The sequence below is a fragment of the Myxococcaceae bacterium JPH2 genome (assembly GCA_016458225.1).
GTDB lineage: Bacteria > Myxococcota > Myxococcia > Myxococcales > Myxococcaceae > Citreicoccus.
On record JAEMGR010000038.1, the window covers coordinates 59551 to 78160 of the forward strand.

Sequence of the window (18610 nt, forward strand, 5' to 3'; positions counted from 1 at the left end):
CTTCACTCCTCGCGCGCCGGCCCGGAGCCCGCGCGACAATCCTCGATCAACCCCAAGCGCACCAACTCCGAGAGAAACCCCAACGTGTCGCGCAGCACGGTCTCCAGCGAGAGCCCTGGCCCCCTCGGCGCATCGACCTCTTGCACGAGTTGCTCCGCGACTCCGCGCGCGCTGCGAGAGCCATCACACAGATCCCAGATGCGCGCCGCCGTCGCGTTGAGCCCGCGCAAGGTGCGCCCCTCCGCGTCCAGCAACAAGTAGTCGGCGCCGAATGGCTTCCCATCCGTTCCTGCGCGGCGACGGGGAATGCCGTCCTCGGGGAAGCTCATGCGCGCCTCCCCTTCCCCCACCACGCGGCCAGTCGTCGCTTCACGCGCACGCGAAGCCGGCCCAGCCGCTTCGGGCCTACGTCCCAGTGCTCCAGCACCGCACCGGCGCGACGCACGCGCCGGACCTTGCCGAGGATGCGAGACGCAGGCAGCAGTGGATCCACGCTGGCGACGTTGTCGCCCTGGAGCGTGCAGGTGCGCCCGTCAAACCCACACACGCGGTGCAGGACAAGTGCGTGGGGAAACCGCGCCAGCACCACGTCTCCGACGCGCGGCGGGCCGGACAGCGGCTCCACTTCGGCCGCGTCGCCTTCCCGCAACGAGGGCCACATGCTGTCCCCCTCAACAGGGAGCCAGCTCACCCCCGTGGGAGCAGAGAGGCTAGAAGACTCTCGCGGCATCAGAACGCGAGTCTAACCCAATCGCTGTCGCGCCGCGAACGAAGTGCGCGACAATCCTCAAGACTTCTCAGGACTTACGGGCCTGCCCGCATCTGTATGGCTTTGCGACGAAGGCAGGCCTTCCCAGAATAAGCCCCCACGAATGGGGGCCACCTGGGCAGCCGTCAGGAAGCAGGAGGCAGCGAGCGGAGCGCCTGGGCGACGGCGTCGAGCGCCACGGGGATGGGATCGCCCCCCGCCATGGGCTTGAGGTTCGCCTTGCCGCTCGTGCGCTCGGCCTCACCCAGCACAAGGGTGAAGCGGGCACCCGTCTTGTCCGCGCGCTTCATCTGGCTCTTGAGGCTGCCGCCGCGCGTGTCGAACGCGACGCGGAGCCCCTCTCGGCGCAGGCGGCTGGCGAGCGCGAGGCCCGCGTCGTGCGAGCCCTCATCGGCCACGGCGACGAAGAGGTCGACCGGCGCGCCGAACGCCTGCCCGGTCTCCTTGAGCAGGAGCACCAGGCGGTCCATGCCCATGGCGAAGCCCACGGCCGGCACATCCGGGCCGCCGAGCCCCTTCATCATCGTGTCGTAGCGCCCGCCGCCGCCCACCGTGCTGGCCGTGCCCAACGCGGGGTGGGCGGCGATGAACTCGAAGACCGTGCGCGTGTAGTAGTCCAGGCCCCGCACGAGCCGCGAGTTCACCACGAAGGGGATGCCCAGCGCGGTCAGCTTGCGCTGCAGCTCCCCGAAGTGCGCCCGGCACGGCTCACAGAGGAACTCGAGCACGTTGGGGCCCGCCGCGGCGATCGCCTGACACTTCTCGTTCTTGCAGTCGAGCACGCGCAGCGGGTTGCGATCCATGCGCGCCTGGCACTCCGCGCACACCTCGGCGCGGTGCGCCTGGAGGTACTCCACCAGCTTCGCGTGGTAGGCGGGCCGGCACGCCTCGTCCCCCAGCGAGTTGATGTTCAGCGTCACGTCCTTCAGACCGAGGGCGCCGAGGAACTGCACCACCATGTCCATGATCTCGGCGTCCTGCGCCGGCTCCTTCGCACCGTACGCCTCCGCGCCGATCTGGAAGAACTGGCGATAGCGCCCGGTCTTCATGCGCTCGTAGCGGAACATCGGCCCGATGTAGAACCAGCGCGTCACCGGCTCCTGGTTGAGGATGGAGTGCTCGATGTACGCGCGGGCGGAGGGCGCGGTGCCCTCGGGGCGCAGGGACAGGCTGCGGCCTCCCTTGTCCTCGAAGGTGTACATCTCCTTGCCGACGATGTCGGTCTCCTCGCCCACGCTGCGCACGAAGAGCGCGGTGTCCTCCACCATGGGCGTGCGGATCTCGCCGTAGCCAAAGCGGCCGAACATGTCGCGGGCCAGCTTCTCCACGTGCTGCCAGGTCTCGATGTCCCCGGGCAGCAGGTCGTTCATCCCTTTGACGCCGCTGATCTTCTGGCTCACGTCATCACTCCAATGCGCTGCCCGAGCCGCACCACGGCCTCGGGCTGCATCACGACGTCCCACTTCACCCGGCCCGGCTCGAACAGGAGGATGACCGTGGAGCCCATCTCGAACCGCCCCAGCTCCCCGCCCTTCTCGACGGGAATGGCCTGCGCGTACTGGTGCGCCTTGCCCGGCTGGCCCGTGTGAGTGAGCACGTCGTCATAGGCGGCCTTGATGCGCGACACACACGTGGCGCCCACCTTCACGACGGCACAGCGGCCCGCGGGCGTGTCCAGGTACGTCACCAGCCGCTCGTTCACGCAGAACAGCGCCTGCTTGTTCATCACCGACGCGGGGTTCACCGGCCAGAACTCACCGGGGATGTACGAGTAGTCCGTGATGGTGCCGCCGAGCGGCGAGTGGATGCGGTGGTAGTCGCGCGGGGACAGGTAGATGGTCGTCCAGGCGCCGCCGTGGAAGGGCTTGCCGGCCTCGGCGTCACCGAGCAGCTCGTCCACCGAGTACTCGATGCCCTTGGCCTGGAAGCAGCGGCCGCCCTCGGAGTAGCCCACCTGCGAGACGCGTCCGTCCACCGGAGACACGACGGCCTTCGCGTCCGAGTCGATGGGGCGCAGGCCGGGCTTGAGCGCGCGGGTGAAGAACTGCGCGAACGTCGGGTAGTGCTCGAAGGAGTGCTCGGCCTCCTCCATGTCGACGTTGTACGAGCGCGCGAAGGAGCGCATGGCCGCCTGATGCAGGGCGGCCGGTACGGGCAGGCGGGTGGCGAGGCCCACGGCGGAAGACAGGGCCGACTTGGGCAACACGCGCATCAACTTCATGAAGGTCTGGTCGTTCATTCGGCGGCGAGCGGCAGGGGTGACAAGAAAGTGAGTGGGACCGAGCGGGCCTCTAGCGGCCTGCGTCGCCCGGTGCTGGCACCGTGCCGCCATCGGCGAGCTTCTGCACGGTACGCAGGGCACTGCGAGGGAACACCGCGAGCACCTTTCCCTCTTCAACCACGAGCAGCGAGTTCACGTGGCCGGGGTACTCGAGCTGGCAGGACGCTCGGTCCGCCAGCTCCCAGCTCTCGCGATCGCCCCGCCCTTCCACCGTGATGGACGTGCCGCGGTGGAAGCAGCCCCGGTAGCCGGCCACCAGCTCGGACGCTGGAGAGCCCACCTGGGGGCCCGGCCCACCGGCGTCGGGCGGACCCGCCTCTGGGGCGCCCGCGTCCGGGGGCGCGGCCTTCGCGCGGGGGAAGTTCGTCCGGGAAGGGTCCTCGTTCGAGGGCGCGGTCGCGCTGGCCACCGCGCGGTCGCGGTCGGAGGCGGCCTGGCTCATGCGCGCGCGGCCCTCGGTCAGGCGGTTCTGCAGCTCCCGCGCGGAGGGCGCGTCCAGGCTGTCCGTGGGCACGCGCTGCAGGAGCGCTTCAATCTCTCCCACGCTCGGGTCGAGGTAGGCGTCATCCAGCTTCTGCGCGTACAGCTCGCGCCACCTCTGGCTGGCTTCCTCGTACTCCGCGGAGGGCGGGCCAGGAGAGCGGCGGCATGCGACAGGCGCGAGCGCCAGCGCGAGGACGGCGACAAGGCCCGCGAAGGGCCGAAGCGATGAGCGGAGGGCCAGGGAGCGCACGGCCCCGGTATATGACAACTTCCCCGCCGGAGCGCCGCCCTTTTGCGCGCGGCGCGTCAGACGCCGAGGAACAGGCGCTTGCCGAAGTTGAGCGCGAGATCCGCGTCGAAGATGCGCTGCGCCGACGTCTCGATGTCGTACTCGACGCGCAGGTACTCCACCGTGCGCGCGTCGGTGTCGCAGATGACGAAGCAGGCCCGGTTGTCGTAGTCGCGCGGCTGACCCACGCTGCCCACGGAGATGATGTACTTGTAGCCTTTGCGCACGCCGAACTTCTGGGCCACCACGTCGTTGACCTCGCCATTGCCGATGGCGAAGGCGCGGCACAGGTGGCTGTGCCCGATGAACGTCACCTCGGGAAGCTCGGCCACGTACGGCGTCAGCTCGCGCGCCTGCTCCAGCGCGAAGATGTACTCGTAGGCCTTCGGATCAATGGGCGAGCCGTGGCAGAAGCCCACGTCGCCAATCTTGTAGGTGTACGGGAGGCTGCGCAGCCAGGCCATGTTCTCGTCCGTGAGGACGTTGGCGCTCCAGTCGAGCGCGTGCCGAGCGGCGTCGTAGTAGTACGAGTAGTCCATCCGCCCGGCCACCGCGGCGTCGTGGTTGCCCAGCAGCGTCACCTCCGCCACCGAGCGCACCAAATCGCAGCAGGGGTTGGGCGAGGCGCCGTATCCGACGATGTCCCCCAGCGACACGATGCGGTCCACCTTCTGGTGCTCCGCCACGCGCAGCACTTCCGTGAGCGCCTCGATGTTCGAGTGGATGTCGCTGATGACCGCGATACGCATGAGGGCCTCAGGTGCCGCCCGCGGGCCCATCCCCGCGCGGCGTCACAGGGGACTGTGGAAGCTCGGTTGGGACTTCTGCTGCTGAGTGATGACGCGCCGCAAGCTTTCCAGCGCGTCCGGCGCGATCGCCTCGAAGCGCAGCGCCATGCCAGGCAGGCGCCCGGCGGGCTCCTCCACCTCGCGCTGCCAGACAACCGTTGCCACCGCTTGGATCTCGGGCTCCGAACCAGGGGACAAGCGCACCTGCGCTCGCGTCCCGGCAGCCAGGGGCGTGCTCGTCCGGACGAACAGCCCACCCTCGCTCAGGTTGGCGATGCGGGCATAGAGCGTGACGTTCTCGCCCTCGCACCAGCAGCGCAGGTGCGTGGAGATCCGCGCGTGCTTTCGATTGTCTCTCAACCCGTGACCTCCCGGTGTGGCCTGCCCGCCTGCGCCCTTCCCCCGGTGGCCGCGCCGGATTTTTCCGCCTGCTCCGTCGGCTGCCCCAGCCTACGGAGCGGGGGCGCAGCCCGTCAAGTCCAGGTGAGAGGTCGCCCTACCCTGGATTTCGGGTCTTCACGGCTCGATGGCGCCGAGGTCGTCAAAGTGGGTCAGCCGGCGGAACTCGGCGAAGCGCGCGTGGATCTCCGCGCGCTGGACTTCCCGGAGGCGCTCCAGGCTGAACTTCTCCACGGTGAAGGACGCCATCACGCTGCCCATCACCATGGCGCGGCGAAGCAGCGGCTGATCCACCGCGCCCCGGGCCGTGGCCAGCGTGCCCATGAAGCCACCCGCGAACGTGTCCCCGGCGCCGGTCGGATCGAACACCTCGGACAGGGGGAACGCCGGGCACGCGAAGATGTGGTCGTGGTCGAAGAGGAGCGCGCCGTACTCACCGCGCTTGATGACCACGCGCGAGGGGCCCATGCCGAGGATGGCGCGGGCGGCCTTCACCACGTTGTGCTCGCCGGACAGCTGGCGCGCCTCCGCGTCGTTGACGAACAGGAGGTTGACGCGCTCGAGCGTCTTGAGCAGCGCGGCGCGGCTGCCCTTGATCCAGAAGTTCATGGTGTCGGCGGCGACCAGCTTGGGCGCCTTCACCTGATCCAACACCTGGGCCTGGAGCTCAGGGTGGATGTTGCCGAGGAAGACGTAGGGCGTGTCGCGGTACGCCTCGGGGAGCTTGGGCGAGAACGACTGGAAGACGTTGAGCTGGGTGTCCAGCGTCTGCGCCTCGTTCAGCTCCCAGCCGTAGCGGCCGCGCCAGCGGAAGGTCCGGCCGGGCTCACGGGTGAGTCCCTCCAGGTCGATGCCCCGGCCCTTGAGGAACGTCAGGTGCCCCTCGGGGAAGTCCTCGCCCACCACGGCCACGACCTGCACCGGGGTGAAGAACGACGCGGAGGTGGAGAAGTAGGTTGCCGAGCCGCCGAGCACGTCCTCCTTCTGGCCGAAGGGCGTTTCCAGCGAATCCAGCGCGACCGAGCCGACGACGAGGAGGGACATGAGAGCTTCCTGAGAGAACAGCCGTGAGACATCCGGGCACGGCGAATCTCGGGAGAGCCCCGTGCGGAAGCCGGGTACGACACCTGCCCCCGCCCCGTCAAGCCTGGAGGGTGTTCTCGATCAGCGGACCGACGGGACGCCCGTGGCGGTGATGATGGACTTGAGGTCGTCGTCGGTGAAGAACAGTCCGCCACCGAAGAAGAAGTCGCGGCCCGCGATGAGGCGCTGGGTGGCGGAGTCGCGCTGCTGGGCGTTCAGGATGTCGTCCATGCCCGCCACCACGAAGAGGTGATCGAACGCCTGGGCGCGCAGCGTGGCGCGCAGGCGCGGGTAGCGCAGCTCGTCCGCCGCGAAGTTGAACGCGTCCATCTTCAGCGTCAGCGCGTCATCGAAGAGGTGGACGTCCGCGCCCACGCCGCCCGTGGACTCGATGAGGCCGAAGCGCAGGGTGGTGAAGTAGTAGCGCTTGGCGAACTGGAGGCTGACCTTGAAGGTCTCCTTGGTGACCTTCTGCGTCTGGATGACCGGGTCGCCGTCGGACGGCGGGTTCGTCTGCACGACCTGCGTCTCCACCTTGCCGCGCGGGTCGTCGATGATCTCCAGCAGGTAGTACTTGTCCGGCTTGGGGATGATGCGCAGCGAGAGGCTGTTCTTCGAGCGGCCCTGCGACACCAGATAGGTGGACTGGAGGCCCACCTCGGTCTGCAGTTGGGTGAGGCGGGTGGCGAACTCGGACACGTCCGAGACGGCCTCGCTGAACTTCTGCCCCAGCTGCTCATCCGTCAGCAGCATGCCGGCGGTGCCCTCGCCGTTCTTCACCTTGCGGGTGATCTCGTCGAGGTTGGAAAGGGTGCTGTCCAGCTTGTTCAGCGTCTGCTTGAGGCTGGCGACGCTGTCCTTGAACTCCCCTTCCCCGCTGCCGACGATGTTCTTCACCGTGGCCAGCACCTCGCGCACGTCGCGGGTGATGAGCTCCACGTTGTCGACGATGCGGCCCACCTCGGCCTGGTTCGAGCGGGTGATGTTGCGCACGTCGGAGGACACGCCCTCGAAGTTGGCCAGGATGGTGTCCAGCCGGTCCGCGTTGCGGCGCACGGTGGCGTCCATCGAGTCCGACACGCGGACCAGGTTCTCCACGATGCGCTCGAGCGATCCGGTGCCCTTCTCACCACCAAGAACCTGCCGCAGCGCGCCCGTCACCTGCTGGATGTCGGAGGTGATCTGCGTGAGGGACTCGAAGACGGCCTCCACGCCCTGGGTGTCGATGACCCGGCGGATCTGCCCGCCGTTCTCCAACGGCGGTGACTGCTCCGTGCCTGGGTTCAGGTCCAGGAGGAAGTCGCCGAGCAGCGACTCGGAGCGCTTGGTGATGGCGGCGTCCTGGCGCAGGTCCACGCCCTGGCGGATCTTCAGCCACACCTTGGCGCGCGTGCCCTCCAGGCTGATGTCGCTGATCTCTCCCACCGGAATGCCGGCGATCTGCACGCGGCTCTTGGGGCTCAGGCCCGACGCATCCTTGAAGTACGCCCACACCTTCGTGGACTCACGGTCGCTCAGGCCGCCCTTGCGCGCGAAGAGGATGAACGTGACGAGGAATGCTCCCGCGGCGATGACCAGCAGGCCAACACGGAAGGGCGTGACGAGCTTCTTCACCTGGAGACACTCCGACGAGGGCTACCGGCCGCGCGCGACTCTAGCGATTTGCAGGACGAGTGCCATCTTTTCATGGAACCGCCCTAGTTCTTCCCGAACCAGGTCTGGAGGAAGACCTTGACGGCCGGGTGCTCCGAGGCCCGCAGCTGCTCGGGCGGTCCGTGCTCCACGATGACGCCCTTGGACAAGAAGGCGATCTGATCCGCCACGTTGAACGCGGACGCGATGTCGTGGCTGATGACCACGCTCGTCACGCCCAGCTCGCGCTGCGCCGCGAGGATCATCTCGTCCACGTAGTCCGTGGTGATGGGATCCAAGCCGGTGGTGGGCTCGTCATAGAGGACCACCTTGGGATCCAACACGATGGCGCGCGCCAGGCCCACGCGCTTGCGCATGCCGCCGGACAGGTCCGCGGGGAACTTCTGCTCCGCCTCGCGCTTGAGTCCCATCAGGTCGAGCTTCGCCCGGACCTTCTCGCGGATCTGCTCCTCGGGAAGACGGGTGTGCTCGCGGAGCGGAAAGGCGACGTTCTCGTACACCGTCATCGAGTCGAAGAGCGCGGCGGCCTGGAACACCATGCCGAACTTGCGGCGCACGCGCTGCAGCTCTTCCACGCCCACCGGGACGATGTCCTCGCCGTCGATGATGACCTGCCCGCTGTCCGGCTTGAGCAGGCCGATCATGTGCTTCATCAGCACCGTCTTGCCGGAGCCCGAGCCGCCCAGGATGACGCACGTGGAGCCGGCGGGAACGGTGAGGTTGATGCCGGTGAGCACGCGGTGCTCGCCGAAGGTCTTGTGCAGGTCCACGATGTCGATCATCGGCTTCGCGGACGGGCTGGAGTTCGAGTCGGACATCAGTGCATCAGTACGCCGACGATGAAGTCGAGGATGAAGATGGAGAGCGCGCTGGACACCATGGCCTCGGTGGTGGCCTGGCCGACGCCCTTGGCGCCACCCGACGCGTTGTAGCCCTTGTAGCAGCAGATCAGCGCCACGGAGAGGCCGAAGATGGCGCCCTTGATGATGCCCTCCCACACGTCCATCGGGTCCATCCACTGCCGCGTGCGCGAGATGAACGTGCCGGCGGAGATGCCCTTGACGATGACGGACACCACATAGGCTCCGCCCATGCCTGCCGTGTTGAAGAGCATGGTGAGCGCCGGGGTCATGAAGAGGCCGGCCTGGATTCGCGGCACCAGCAGGTACTGCACCGGGTTGACCGCCATGGTCTCCAGGGCGTCCACCTGCTCGGTGACGCGCATGGTGCCCAGCTCGGTGCACATGGCCGAGCCGGCGCGCATGGTGATCATCAGCGCGGAGAACACTGGGGCCAGCTCGCGGGTGAGCGTGAGGGCCACCGTGGGGCCCACCAGGCTCTCGGCGTCGAACAGCTCGAAGGCGGTGGAGGACTGGAACGCGAACACCATGCCCGTGAAGAGGCCGGTGAGCGCGACGATGAAGATGGAGCCCACCCCCACGAAGTCGAGCTGGGCGAAGAGGTTCTGGATGCGCAGGGGGCGGCGCAGGCTCCAGCGGACCACATCGACGAGCAGAGACATCACCCCGCCGATGTTGCTCACGAAGCCGATCAGGCCCTGCCCCACGCCTTCCACGGACTGCACGAGGATGCTGGGGCCGCGCTGGGGCTTGCTGGGGGTATCGATGCTCATGCGGTTCGGTTGCCTACTCTACGTCCCTGGGGCCCTGGCACAAGGGATGTCCACGAAAGGAGATCTCGCCCAGCGGGGCGGGCAGGCGGGCGGGGCGACGTCGCCTTCACAGCAGCTGGAGCAAGTAGCGGTGCGATCTGACTTCCTCCCTGTGGAGTGAAGCGTTTATGTTCCGCGGCCCTTTTCCTTCACTCCCGACTTGCCCTCCTGGGGCGTCGGGCCCGAGCGACACAAACCGATGGCTACTCTAAAGGTCGGCGGCGAGGTGGATGCCCAGTGCACCCGCTGCAAACTCTCCCTCGCGCACACCATCCTTGCGATGGTGGGGACGAAGATCGCACGCGTGCGGTGCAACACGTGCGGCGGAGATCACGCATACCGAGGCGCTCCCGGCGCCACGGACCGCCCGTCCAGCAGCACCACCAGCTCCACCCGGGCGCCGCGCGCGTCCTCCTCCTCGTCCTCCACGCCCAAGTCCGAGAAGATCGTCATCTCCTTCGAGGAGCAGCTGGCGGGCAAGGACATCGCCAACGCGCCCCGCTACAGCCCCAAAGACACCTACAAGGTCGATCAGGTCATCCAGCACCCGACGTTCGGCGTGGGCCTGGTGACGGCCGTGCGCGGTGACAAGGTGGACATCACCTTCAAGGCCGACACGAAGACGCTCGTGCACGGCCGCGGCGGCGCTCCCGCCGAGAAGCCCGCCTTCAGCCCGCCCACGTCTCGTCCCGCGGGGCCGGCGGACAAGCCAGTTCCCGTCGCGAGCGAGGCCTCGGCACCCGCCGAGGATTGACCCGGAGCCGGTGGGGCGGTGAAGTCTCGCGGACGTCCTCTCTCATGCGTCCGTCGCTCCTCGCCCCGCTGCTCGCGCTCCTCGCCTCCGCCGCCGCGGCGGCGCCGCCCACGGTGAGCGCCCGGCCCGCTCGCGTGGTGCTGGGGCAGGAGTCGGAAGTCTGGCTGGACGTCCGCGTCCCCGAGGATGCGGGCCCCGTCCGCGCAGCGGCCTCCTCCGGCACCTTCGAGCAGTCCCGGCTCGAAGGTGGCCCCGTGAGGCGCTTCCGCTGGACGCCCCCGAGCCAACGCCATCCCTCCGAGGCCGTGCTCGTCTTCTGGCGCGAGGACGAGCCTCTTCCCGAGCCGGCGGTCTTCAGGCTCCCGCTGTGGGGCCGTCTCACCCTGGACATCTCCACCGCCTCGGGCGCCGAGGTCATCGTCGAGGTGGGCTCGCAGCGCTTCGGCCCCGTCCGCGCCGACGCCAAGGGCCGCGCTCAAGTGCCCGTCGAAGTGCCCCCTGGAGTCAGCGAGGCGCGAGTTCTCGCCACGCGGGGAACGCTGCGCACCGATCGGCTCACCCCGTTGGACGTGCCTCGCGCGTCCTCGCTGGCCGTGGCGCTCACGCCGGATCCGCTGTCCGCATCCGAGGGCGGCTGGCTCCTCGTGGCCCGGAGCGACGCGCCCGCGAGCCCGGAGGCACTGGTGGTTGGGGCCAAGGGGGCGACACTCGATTCAGGGGAGCGCAGGGGCGAAGTCGTTCGCTATCGCGTGCGCCCGTCCGACTCGGCATCGGAGGTCTCGGTCGGCGTGCGCCGCTCGGGCAAGGGCATGCCCGAGTCCCGTGTTCGCGCGTCCGTGCGCGGCCTCGGCGAGAACTCTGGCCCTCCTGAGGCGTCTCGCGTGCGCACGTGGAAACCCTCCGTCTTCTTGCTCAGCGGCGCCGCGCTGGCTCGGGGTGCCAACGCGGGGCCCATGCTCGCGCTGGGCGCCACGTTGCCCGTCATGCGGGGGCTGGACGCGGAGCTCGAGGTGGGCCTGCGCCACGCCACGCTCGAAGCGGTGGACGAGCGCCGCGAGGATGTCCGCTCCCGCGTGCTGGGCGTCCCCGTCCTGGCGTCCATGCGTGCCACCCTTTTGCAGCGGGAGGCGTTCTCTCTACACGGCCGTGCAGGTGTAGGAGTGATGCCTTTCCGCCACCGACTCACGTCGAGCGCCTTCCAGGCGGACCTCGATGAGAGCAAGCTGGGTGTCATGGCCTTCCTCGGCGCACAGGGGGCATATCGATTCGGGCGCTTCAGCGCGCTGGTGGAATTGCGGGGCGCGTGGGCGCCGGCACGAACCTCGGCCCTGAACGCGCAGCTCGGGGGCGTCGGGCTCGCGGTGGGCATGAGGTTCACGCCATGAGCCGCGCCTGTGTCCTGCTCGCCCTCGTCCTCGCGTGCGCGTGTGGCAGCAACAGCGCGTCGCTGCCCGCGCCGGAGATTCTCTCGCTCGTCCCCAACTCCCAGCGCACCAACGAGAAGGGCGAACTCACCGTGTCGTTCGACGCCGTCTACGCCGTGCGCGTGGACTACGGCCGCGAGCAGGTCAGCTCCGAGCAGGCGGCGAGCGGGCGCGTCTGGGTGGGCGGCGTCGAGGCGCGCGTCGTGCGGTTCGACGCGGCGGGAACGGTCGTCGTCACCGTCCCCGAGGAACTGGGCCCGGGTGAATACGAAGTGAAGCTCGTGCTCGCGGATGGGCGCGAGGCGGTGGCGCAGCAGGTGTTCGCCATCCGGACGCCCGGCGAATCGGATCCTCCCGCGAAGGATCACCCGGATGCGGGCCCCGTCGACGCGGGCTCGGGCTCCGATGCCGGCGCGCAGGAGGACGACCCCGCGCTCCCGTTGATGCGTGGCGATGTGACGGGCTACGTCTTCACCAGCGTGGACAGCGTGCAGTACCGCAACGAGTCCTTCACCATCACCGTGGAGGCGCGGGGCCCGCGAGCCGCGGAGTTCAATGATTGGGTCCTGCTCGTCAGCACGCGAGGCACGGTGACCCCGAGCCTCATCGGCCCCTTCTCAAAGGGCCGCTGCACGCAGCGAGTCTCCGTGGACGTCAACGGGGGCAACGTGAAGCTCATCGCGTTCGACTTCTTCGGCGCGCGCGGGGCCTCCAACGGTTTCCAGGTCCGTCACCGCCACTGAGCCCGCCTCAACCGGCGCGACGCAGCAGCACCAACGCCTGGGCCATGTCGTCCGCGAGCGGGGCCTCCACCGCGCGAGCGGCCACGCCAGGCAGCTCCGGCCACTCCACCCGCGCGGCATGAAGCGGCGTGCGGGCCATGACGACGTCGCCGCCCTCCCCTCCCAGGTCCGCTGCGGTGAGGGGCGCCTCGCGTCCGTATTGGTGATCCACCAACAACGGATACCCTTGCGCAAGCAGGTGCACGCGAATCTGGTGCGTCCTGCCCGTGAGCGGCTCGGCCTCTACGAACGAGGCCCGCGCGAACGTCTCCACCGGCCGGATGCGAGTCCGCGAGGGCTTCCCCTCCGGCTCCTCCGGACGCGCGACGCGCATGCGGCCCTTGCGCCCGGCGATGAGCGGCGCGTCCACCATGCGAGGTGATTCGACGCGGCCCTCCACCAGCGCCACGTAGCGCTTGCGCACCTTGCCGGACTCGAAGGCTTGCGACAGCGCGCGGTGCACGCCCGCGTCCAGCGCGAACACGAGCGCGCCCGAGGTGTCCCGATCCAACCGGTGCACCACGAAGACCTTGCGACCGAGGCGGCCCTCCAGCGACTCGCGCAGGGAGGGACCGCCGTCGCGCCCGGGGATGACGACGACTCCCGCGGGCTTGTCCACCACGAGCACCCCGCCGCCCTCGAAGAGGATGCGGACGTCGGTCACTCGTACTCCGACGCGGACACCACCGTGATGGGGCCGAGTCCTTCGAGGAGCGGCTTGACCTCGGCGGCCTTGCCCAGCACGACGATGAGGGGCGCCTCCGCGAAGCAGTACTTCTTGGCCGCGGCGGCCACCTGCTGCGGTGTCACCGCGCGCAAGCGGTCGCGGAACTTCTCCACCCAGTCGTCTCCCAGCCCGTGCATCCGGATGTCGGAGATGATCGACGCGATGGACTCGTTCGTCTCGGTGCGCAGCGGATACAGGCCCGCCAGGTAGTTCTGGCCGTCCTGCAGCTCTCGGGGCTTCAGGCCCTTCTGCCGAACGCCCCCCACCTCCGCGAGCGCCACGTCGATGATCTCGCGCGTGGAGGCCGTCTTGGTGAAGGTCGTCACCGCGAACGTGCCGCCGGCGTTCATCGGATCGAACCACGAGCTGACGCCGTAGGTGAGGCCGCGATTGACGCGGATCTCGTTCATCAGGCGCGACGTGAAGCCACCGCCCAGCGCGATGTTCATCGCCGTCGCGGGGAAGTAGTCCGGGTGGCCCATCCGGAAGCCCGGGCCGCCCAGGCGCACCTGGGACTGGGTCTGATCCGGCTTGTCCACCAGCAGGACCTGTCCCGCGCGGGCCACGGCCTCCACCGGGGGCACGACCGGCGCGGAGTCCGGTCCTCCGGTCCAGTCCGCGAAGGCCTGCTCCGCCTCGGCGGCCACCGTCTCCGGGACGAGCGCGCCCACCACCACGAGCATCGCGACCTTGGGGCCCAGGTGCTCGCGGTGGAAGCGCACCACGTCGTCCCGGGTGAACGTGCCCACGCTTCGCGCGGATCCGCCCACGTCGTGCCCGTAGGGGTGGTCACCCCAGAGCGCCTGCGAGAACGCGCGGTCGGCGATGACGGACGGGTCATCCAGGTCGTTGGCGAACTGGGCCAGGGCGCGGTCGCGCGCGTCGTCCACCTCCGACTGGGGAAACGAGGGCTCGCGAACAATCTGGCCGAGCACCGCCATCATCGCCGAGAAGTGCTCCGCGGGCGTCGTGACGTAGACGGAGAACGAGTCCTCGCTCACGCCCGTGGAGACGCTGGCGCCGACGAACTCGATGGCCTCGTCGAGTTCATCCGCGCTCATCCGCGCGGTGCCTCGGCGCAGCAGGCGGGCGGTGAAGTCCGCGAGTCCGGCCTTGCCCACTGGATCCACCGCGCTGCCCGCGCGCATCACCAGGCGCATCGACACGAGCGGCAGAGGCCCGCGCTCGGCCGCGATGACCTTCAGGCCGCTGGACGTGATGCTCTCGTGGAGCGCGGGCAGCTTGAGCAAGCCCGTGGTGGCCGGCTGCGTGGCCTTCTTCGGCGCGGACTTCCGAGCCGGGGCCTTCTTCGCGGCGCCGCGGGTCGGACGCGAGGGCACGGCGGCGCTCCGGCGCGCGAACTTCGCGGCCTTCCGGGCGGGCTTCTTCGAGGTGGCGGTCTTTCGGGAGGCCATTCGCGGGGACTTTCCTTGGGTTGGGCGGCTCACGCGTCGTCCTCGGCCTCGGGGACGAGCGTCACCACGGAGCGGCGCTCGGGCGCGAAGTACTTCGCGGCGGCGGCCATCACCTGCTCGTTCGTCACGGACGCGTAGTACGACGGGAGGGCCAGGCCCTCGCGCCAGTCGCCCAGCAGCGCCTCATAGTGTCCGAGCGCGTGCCCGCGACCACTGTTGGTGGCCAGCTCGCGCACGTGATCCGAGCGCAGGTTGTTCTTCGCCTTCTGAAGCTCGCGCTCGGTGACGCCCTCGCGCGCCAGCCGCTCGAGTTCCGCGTAGAGCAGCCCCTCCACCTTGGCGGGATCCGAGTCCGGCTTCAGCTCCAGGTAGAAGAGGATGGTCCCCGGGTCGATGCGCCAGCTCCAGTCGAGCATCACCGAGACGGCTTCCTTCTTCTCGTAGACGAGCGACTTCACGAGCCGGCTGCCCTCGCCCTTGGTGAGGACGTACTGGACCACGTCCAGGACGCGCGTGTCCTCGTCGCGCGCGGACGGGCCATGGAAGCCGATCATCACGGACGGGGACTGCGCGGGGTGGTGCACGACGGCGCGGCGCTCGCCCTTCTGTGCCGGCTCGGCGTTGAGCACGGGCGCCGGCGCGGGGCCGCGGGGGATGTCTCCGTAGTAGCGGCGCACGAGCGCCAGCGTCTTCTTCGGATCGATGTCCCCGACGATGTAGAGCACCGCGTTGTTGGGGGCGTAGTACGTGCGGAAGTACGCCTCGCAGTCCTGCCGGGTGATGGCCTCGATGTCCGCCATCCAGCCGATGACGGGCCAGCGGTACGCGTGCGCCTTGTAGACGAGCGTGCCCAGCTCCTCGTCCATCATCCCGGGGATGTCGTTGTCCACGCGGACGCGGCGCTCCTCCATGACGACCTGGCGCTCGCTGGCGAGCGTGGTGTCGGAGATGCGCAGCGAGCGCATGCGATCCGACTCCAGGTCGAGGACCGTCTCCAGCGCGTCCGCGGAGAAGTCGTCGTAGTACACGGTCATGTCATTGGACGTGTACGCGTTCGAGCGGCCGCCGTTGGACTCCAGCGTCTTGTCGAACATCTTGGGGCCGTACTTCTTGGCCCCGTTGAACATCATGTGCTCGAACAGGTGGCTGATGCCGGTGATGCCGGGGCGCTCATTGCGGCTGCCCACCTGGAAGAAGGTGTAGAGGCTGACCACCGGGGCCTGATGGTTCGCCAGCAGGCGGACCTTGAGGCCGTTGGGAAGCGTTGCCTCATGGACATCGAAGAGGGACTGGAGAGCGGGGTCCACCGCGCGCGCGGCGGAGGACCGCGGGGATGCCTTGGACATAGGCCCCCACCGTATACATGCCGTGTCTAGAGATCCACGGCCCCGATACGCAGGGCCATCACCACGGCCTCCACATGGGAGTTGACGCCCATCTTCCGGTAGATATGCGACAGGTGCGTGCGCACCGTGCGCCGCTCCATCGTCATCACCTGCCCCACCTCGGCGTTGGACAGCCCCTTGGCCACGAAGCGAAGGACCTCGAACTCCTTGGGCGTCAGGCCCCAGGGGTTCTCGGGCTTGGACGCCGTGGGCTTCGCCTGGACGGAGTGGAAGTAGTTCCAGAACTTCCGCGCGATGATGGGCTCCAGCACGGTGCCACCCTCCATCACCTCCTGGATGCCCGAGCGGATCTTCTCCGGCCCCACGCGCTTGACGAGGTAGCCCGAGGCGCCCGCCTGGATGGCCTCGTAGACCTTCTGCTCGTCCTCGAACGACGTGAGGATGAGGATCTCCACCTCGGGCGCGCGGCGCTTCACCTTCTGGGTGACCTGGATGCCGTGCAGGCCGGGCAGCTCCAGGTCCAGCAGCACGAGCTGCGGGCGCTCCCGGACGATGTCCTCCACCGCCTGTTCGCCGTCTTGCGACGTGCCCACGACCTCCAGCTCCGGAAAGGTGCCCAGCACCTTCACCAGGTTCTTCAAGAGCTGCGGTTGATCCTCGACGACGAAGATGCGGGTGCGTTCCATGGTCATCGCCTCGGGGACTGGAAGTGCTCCTCCAACTTCTGGTGCTGCCCGCGCGTGAAGCGCAGATCGAACGATTTGTCCTCGCCCGTTCCGTTGGCCACCACGCGGATGTGTCGCGAGCCCACCTTCACCGGGTAGCGGACCAACGGCGTGCGCCGATTGAGGCGAATGCCGTCGATGTACACCGTGGCGGGCACGTTGGTGTGCAGGGACAGGTAGCCCCGCTGAGCTCGCGTCGCCGCGTCCTCGGCGTCGCCCCCGTCATCCTCGGCGGGCATCGGCACGGCGACGGGCGGGGTCGCGGTGATGGGGCGCAGGGCGCTCGGATTGCGGAACTCACCATCCGGAGGAGGATTGGGCGGCGCAGGCGTGGGCGCGCGGCGAATCATGGGCGGGCGCTCATCCAGCGCGCTTCCACCCGAGGGCGTGCGATTGCTCATGCGCCACGCGCCGATCGCCACGACGCAGGCGCCAATCATGGACGCGGAGAGCACGAACACGCGCAGGCGAGCCCGTCGCTCCGCGGCCCGGGCCATCGCGAACTCCTCGGTGGCCAGGCGCTTTCCCACGATGGGGTTGGAGACGCTGGACGGCGGAGGCAGCGCGATGTCGCTGCGGGCCTTCGCGTCGGCGCCGCGCGGCGGTCCTGCACGAGCGGCGGCGAGGGCCGCGGCGCGCCGGCTGAAGATGGACGGCTCGTCGTCGTCTTCCGGAGGCAACGGCTCGGCGAAGTCCTCGATGACCTTCACGCGCGGATTGCGCTGCGCGGGCTTGGCGGACACGGCGCCGGAGGCACCATGGTGCGGGCGGCGAGACTTCGCGGGCGCCGCACCGGGCGGAGCGTCCCAGGCTTGTGCGATGACCTCTGGGCTCTCGAAGGCGGTCCCCTCCCCCTCTGCCACGGGCGCCGTTCCCGCATGGGTCAACGAGCCGATGGGCGCGTCTTCCTGCGGCTCGAAGTCCTGGGGGCGGTACTCCTCGAACATCGGAGACGCCTCCTGGGTCTCGGCGACGGCCTCCATGTCGGTGAGGGAGCGGCTGTACGGCGCGCGCTGGACGACGGAGGCCTCCAGCTCCTCGGCGTGCAGGGACTCCACCTCGGCGCCGGACACAGGCAGGAGCGTGAAGTCGTCAGCGAAAGGCACGGGCCCCAGCGTGGCCACGCTCACCTCGTTGGGGAACAGCTCGCCGACGAACCGGCGCACGTCCTCCGGGCCCGGCATTCCACCGCTCGCGGACAGGAAGTTGCGGAGCGCGCCAGCGAACTCTCCGCACGAGCGGAACCGACGCTGCGGCGTGGGATCCAACGCGCGCATGATGATGGGATCCATGCGCGCGTTGAGACGGCGATCCAATCGACTGGGCGGCGGCAGTGACTCGCGCCGGGTGCTGACCCCGCTGCCCGGCACCACGGCCTCGCGCAGGGTCAGCAGCTCGTACGCCACGGCCCCCAGCGAGTAGATGTCCGACTGCGCGGTTGGCGCCTCGCCGCGCGACACCTCCAGCGCGCGGTAGGCGCTGCGCCCGCGGTTCGCGAAGCTCTTCTTGAGCTGCGGCACGGCGAGCAAGGCCTTCAGCGCGCCGAAGTCACAGACAGCCGGAAGTCCCTCGCGAGACAGCAGCAGATTGCCCGGGGTGAGCGCGCCGTGGACGACCCCAGCCTCGTGCGCGAGCTGCACCGCATCCAGGAGCTGGATGACGATGTGGAGTGCCACGGGCGTGGGAAGCAGCACCTCCTTCGTGTTGAGGCGCTGGAGCGCGACGCCCAGCGTGGCGCCGTCCACGTCCTGGCGCACCACCGCGAGCCGCTGCTTCACGAAGCCCATGTCCAGCACGTGCAGGATGCCGGGGTGGCGCACCGGCTGGAGCGCGCGCGTCGTGTCCGCGAGGTCTCTCGCGTAGGCGGGATCCGACGTCTTGGGGTGGAACAGCTTCACCGCGACTTCGCCCGCGGGGAGCTGGAGGGCGTCGTAGAGTTCCGCGAGGTCGCCGGACTCGACGCGGCCCACAAGACGATAGGAGGCGCTCATGACTTCTTTCGCGAGGGCTGGCGCCGACG

The 18610-nt window shown here is 69.2% G+C and carries 19 protein-coding genes; 3 read left to right on the forward strand and 16 right to left on the reverse strand.

Translation table 11 applies throughout. The annotated features are described in order from the left end of the window. Positions 1 to 2 precede the first annotated feature (2 nt). The 11 genes from JGU66_32895 to JGU66_32945 all read right to left on the reverse strand — a co-directional run bounded on the left by JGU66_32895 (position 3) and on the right by JGU66_32945 (position 9378). Entirely contained in the window at positions 3 to 329 is a 327-nt protein-coding gene (locus tag JGU66_32895; protein MBJ6765576.1) for a PqqD family protein, read from the reverse strand. Then, positions 326 to 661 (reverse strand): S24/S26 family peptidase, encoded by a 336-nt coding sequence (locus tag JGU66_32900; GenBank protein ID MBJ6765577.1) that lies wholly within the window; start codon positions 659 to 661, stop codon positions 326 to 328. The genes JGU66_32895 and JGU66_32900 overlap by 4 nt, the downstream gene beginning before the upstream one ends. Before the next feature lie 233 nt (positions 662 to 894). After that, complete coding sequence (locus JGU66_32905; protein ID MBJ6765578.1) at positions 895 to 2169, reverse strand: histidine--tRNA ligase; 1275 nt, start codon at positions 2167 to 2169, stop codon at positions 895 to 897. Continuing rightward, the gene (gene psd, locus JGU66_32910; protein MBJ6765579.1) at positions 2166 to 3008 is read right to left on the reverse strand and encodes a phosphatidylserine decarboxylase; all 843 of its coding nucleotides are present in this window, start codon (positions 3006 to 3008) and stop codon (positions 2166 to 2168) included. Before psd ends, JGU66_32905 begins: the two co-directional genes overlap by 4 nt. A gap of 52 nt (positions 3009 to 3060) precedes the next feature. After that, a complete protein-coding gene (locus JGU66_32915; GenBank protein ID MBJ6765580.1) occupies positions 3061 to 3783 on the reverse strand; it encodes a hypothetical protein in 723 nt (240 codons plus the stop codon). 56 nt (positions 3784 to 3839) lie between these two features. Continuing rightward, the gene (locus tag JGU66_32920) at positions 3840 to 4571 is read right to left on the reverse strand and encodes a metallophosphoesterase family protein (protein ID MBJ6765581.1); all 732 of its coding nucleotides are present in this window, start codon (positions 4569 to 4571) and stop codon (positions 3840 to 3842) included. 42 nt (positions 4572 to 4613) lie between these two features. Then, positions 4614 to 4970, reverse strand: a complete 357-nt coding sequence (locus JGU66_32925; GenBank protein ID MBJ6765582.1) for a TIGR02266 family protein — start codon at positions 4968 to 4970, stop codon at positions 4614 to 4616. Between the two features lie 156 nt (positions 4971 to 5126). Next, on the reverse strand, positions 5127 to 6053 hold the full coding sequence (locus JGU66_32930) for a sugar kinase (protein MBJ6765583.1): 927 nt from the start codon (positions 6051 to 6053) through the stop codon (positions 5127 to 5129). Positions 6054 to 6173: 120 nt separating this feature from the next. Then, positions 6174 to 7706: an MCE family protein gene (locus JGU66_32935; GenBank protein ID MBJ6765584.1), complete on the reverse strand. Its 1533-nt coding sequence runs from the start codon at positions 7704 to 7706 to the stop codon at positions 6174 to 6176. A gap of 83 nt (positions 7707 to 7789) precedes the next feature. Continuing rightward, complete coding sequence (locus tag JGU66_32940; GenBank protein ID MBJ6765585.1) at positions 7790 to 8527, reverse strand: ABC transporter ATP-binding protein; 738 nt, start codon at positions 8525 to 8527, stop codon at positions 7790 to 7792. Positions 8528 to 8562: 35 nt separating this feature from the next. Then, on the reverse strand, positions 8563 to 9378 hold the full coding sequence (locus JGU66_32945; GenBank protein MBJ6765586.1) for an ABC transporter permease: 816 nt from the start codon (positions 9376 to 9378) through the stop codon (positions 8563 to 8565). Positions 9379 to 9616: 238 nt separating this feature from the next. On the opposite strand from JGU66_32945, the gene JGU66_32950 reads away from it, so the two are divergent. Genes JGU66_32950 through JGU66_32960 form a run of 3 tightly spaced genes read left to right on the forward strand, consistent with a single transcriptional unit; the run spans position 9617 to position 12338 of the window. Further along, on the forward strand, positions 9617 to 10171 hold the full coding sequence (locus JGU66_32950) for a hypothetical protein (GenBank protein ID MBJ6765587.1): 555 nt from the start codon (positions 9617 to 9619) through the stop codon (positions 10169 to 10171). 44 nt (positions 10172 to 10215) lie between these two features. Continuing rightward, positions 10216 to 11556, forward strand: coding sequence for a hypothetical protein (locus JGU66_32955; GenBank protein ID MBJ6765588.1), 1341 nt, complete (start codon positions 10216 to 10218; stop codon positions 11554 to 11556). After that, on the forward strand, positions 11553 to 12338 hold the full coding sequence (locus JGU66_32960) for a hypothetical protein (protein MBJ6765589.1): 786 nt from the start codon (positions 11553 to 11555) through the stop codon (positions 12336 to 12338). Before JGU66_32955 ends, JGU66_32960 begins: the two co-directional genes overlap by 4 nt. 7 nt (positions 12339 to 12345) lie before the next feature. Here JGU66_32960 and JGU66_32965 read toward each other — a convergent pair whose 3' ends face one another. The 5 genes from JGU66_32965 to JGU66_32985 are packed head-to-tail and all read right to left on the reverse strand — an operon-like array spanning position 12346 to position 18581. Next, entirely contained in the window at positions 12346 to 13041 is a 696-nt protein-coding gene (locus JGU66_32965) for an RNA pseudouridine synthase (protein MBJ6765590.1), read from the reverse strand. Beyond that, complete coding sequence (locus JGU66_32970; protein ID MBJ6765591.1) at positions 13038 to 14519, reverse strand: insulinase family protein; 1482 nt, start codon at positions 14517 to 14519, stop codon at positions 13038 to 13040. The genes JGU66_32965 and JGU66_32970 overlap by 4 nt, the downstream gene beginning before the upstream one ends. 29 nt (positions 14520 to 14548) lie before the next feature. Continuing rightward, positions 14549 to 15865 (reverse strand): insulinase family protein, encoded by a 1317-nt coding sequence (locus tag JGU66_32975; protein MBJ6765592.1) that lies wholly within the window; start codon positions 15863 to 15865, stop codon positions 14549 to 14551. A gap of 26 nt (positions 15866 to 15891) precedes the next feature. Beyond that, on the reverse strand, positions 15892 to 16551 hold the full coding sequence (locus JGU66_32980) for a response regulator transcription factor (protein MBJ6765593.1): 660 nt from the start codon (positions 16549 to 16551) through the stop codon (positions 15892 to 15894). 2 nt (positions 16552 to 16553) lie between these two features. Further along, positions 16554 to 18581: a serine/threonine protein kinase gene (locus tag JGU66_32985; protein MBJ6765594.1), complete on the reverse strand. Its 2028-nt coding sequence runs from the start codon at positions 18579 to 18581 to the stop codon at positions 16554 to 16556. Positions 18582 to 18610 lie beyond the last annotated feature (29 nt).

What these genes read in the sequence shown, in the direction of transcription:
- JGU66_32895 (MBJ6765576.1), bottom strand. Translation starts at nt 329, where the DNA reads ATGAGCTTCCCCGAGGACGGCATTCCCCGTCGCCGCGCAGGAACGGAT.
- JGU66_32900 (MBJ6765577.1), bottom strand. Translation starts at nt 661, where the DNA reads ATGTGGCCCTCGTTGCGGGAAGGCGACGCGGCCGAAGTGGAGCCGCTG.
- psd (MBJ6765579.1), bottom strand. Translation starts at nt 3,008, where the DNA reads ATGAACGACCAGACCTTCATGAAGTTGATGCGCGTGTTGCCCAAGTCG.
- JGU66_32920 (MBJ6765581.1), bottom strand. Translation starts at nt 4,571, where the DNA reads ATGCGTATCGCGGTCATCAGCGACATCCACTCGAACATCGAGGCGCTC.
- JGU66_32930 (MBJ6765583.1), bottom strand. Translation starts at nt 6,053, where the DNA reads ATGTCCCTCCTCGTCGTCGGCTCGGTCGCGCTGGATTCGCTGGAAACG.
- JGU66_32940 (MBJ6765585.1), bottom strand. Translation starts at nt 8,527, where the DNA reads ATGATCGACATCGTGGACCTGCACAAGACCTTCGGCGAGCACCGCGTG.
- JGU66_32945 (MBJ6765586.1), bottom strand. Translation starts at nt 9,378, where the DNA reads ATGAGCATCGATACCCCCAGCAAGCCCCAGCGCGGCCCCAGCATCCTC.
- JGU66_32950 (MBJ6765587.1), top strand. Translation starts at nt 9,617, where the DNA reads ATGGCTACTCTAAAGGTCGGCGGCGAGGTGGATGCCCAGTGCACCCGC.
- JGU66_32955 (MBJ6765588.1), top strand. Translation starts at nt 10,216, where the DNA reads ATGCGTCCGTCGCTCCTCGCCCCGCTGCTCGCGCTCCTCGCCTCCGCC.
- JGU66_32960 (MBJ6765589.1), top strand. Translation starts at nt 11,553, where the DNA reads ATGAGCCGCGCCTGTGTCCTGCTCGCCCTCGTCCTCGCGTGCGCGTGT.
- JGU66_32970 (MBJ6765591.1), bottom strand. Translation starts at nt 14,519, where the DNA reads ATGGCCTCCCGAAAGACCGCCACCTCGAAGAAGCCCGCCCGGAAGGCC.
- JGU66_32975 (MBJ6765592.1), bottom strand. Translation starts at nt 15,865, where the DNA reads ATGTCCAAGGCATCCCCGCGGTCCTCCGCCGCGCGCGCGGTGGACCCC.
- JGU66_32980 (MBJ6765593.1), bottom strand. Translation starts at nt 16,551, where the DNA reads ATGGAACGCACCCGCATCTTCGTCGTCGAGGATCAACCGCAGCTCTTG.
- JGU66_32985 (MBJ6765594.1), bottom strand. Translation starts at nt 18,581, where the DNA reads ATGAGCGCCTCCTATCGTCTTGTGGGCCGCGTCGAGTCCGGCGACCTC.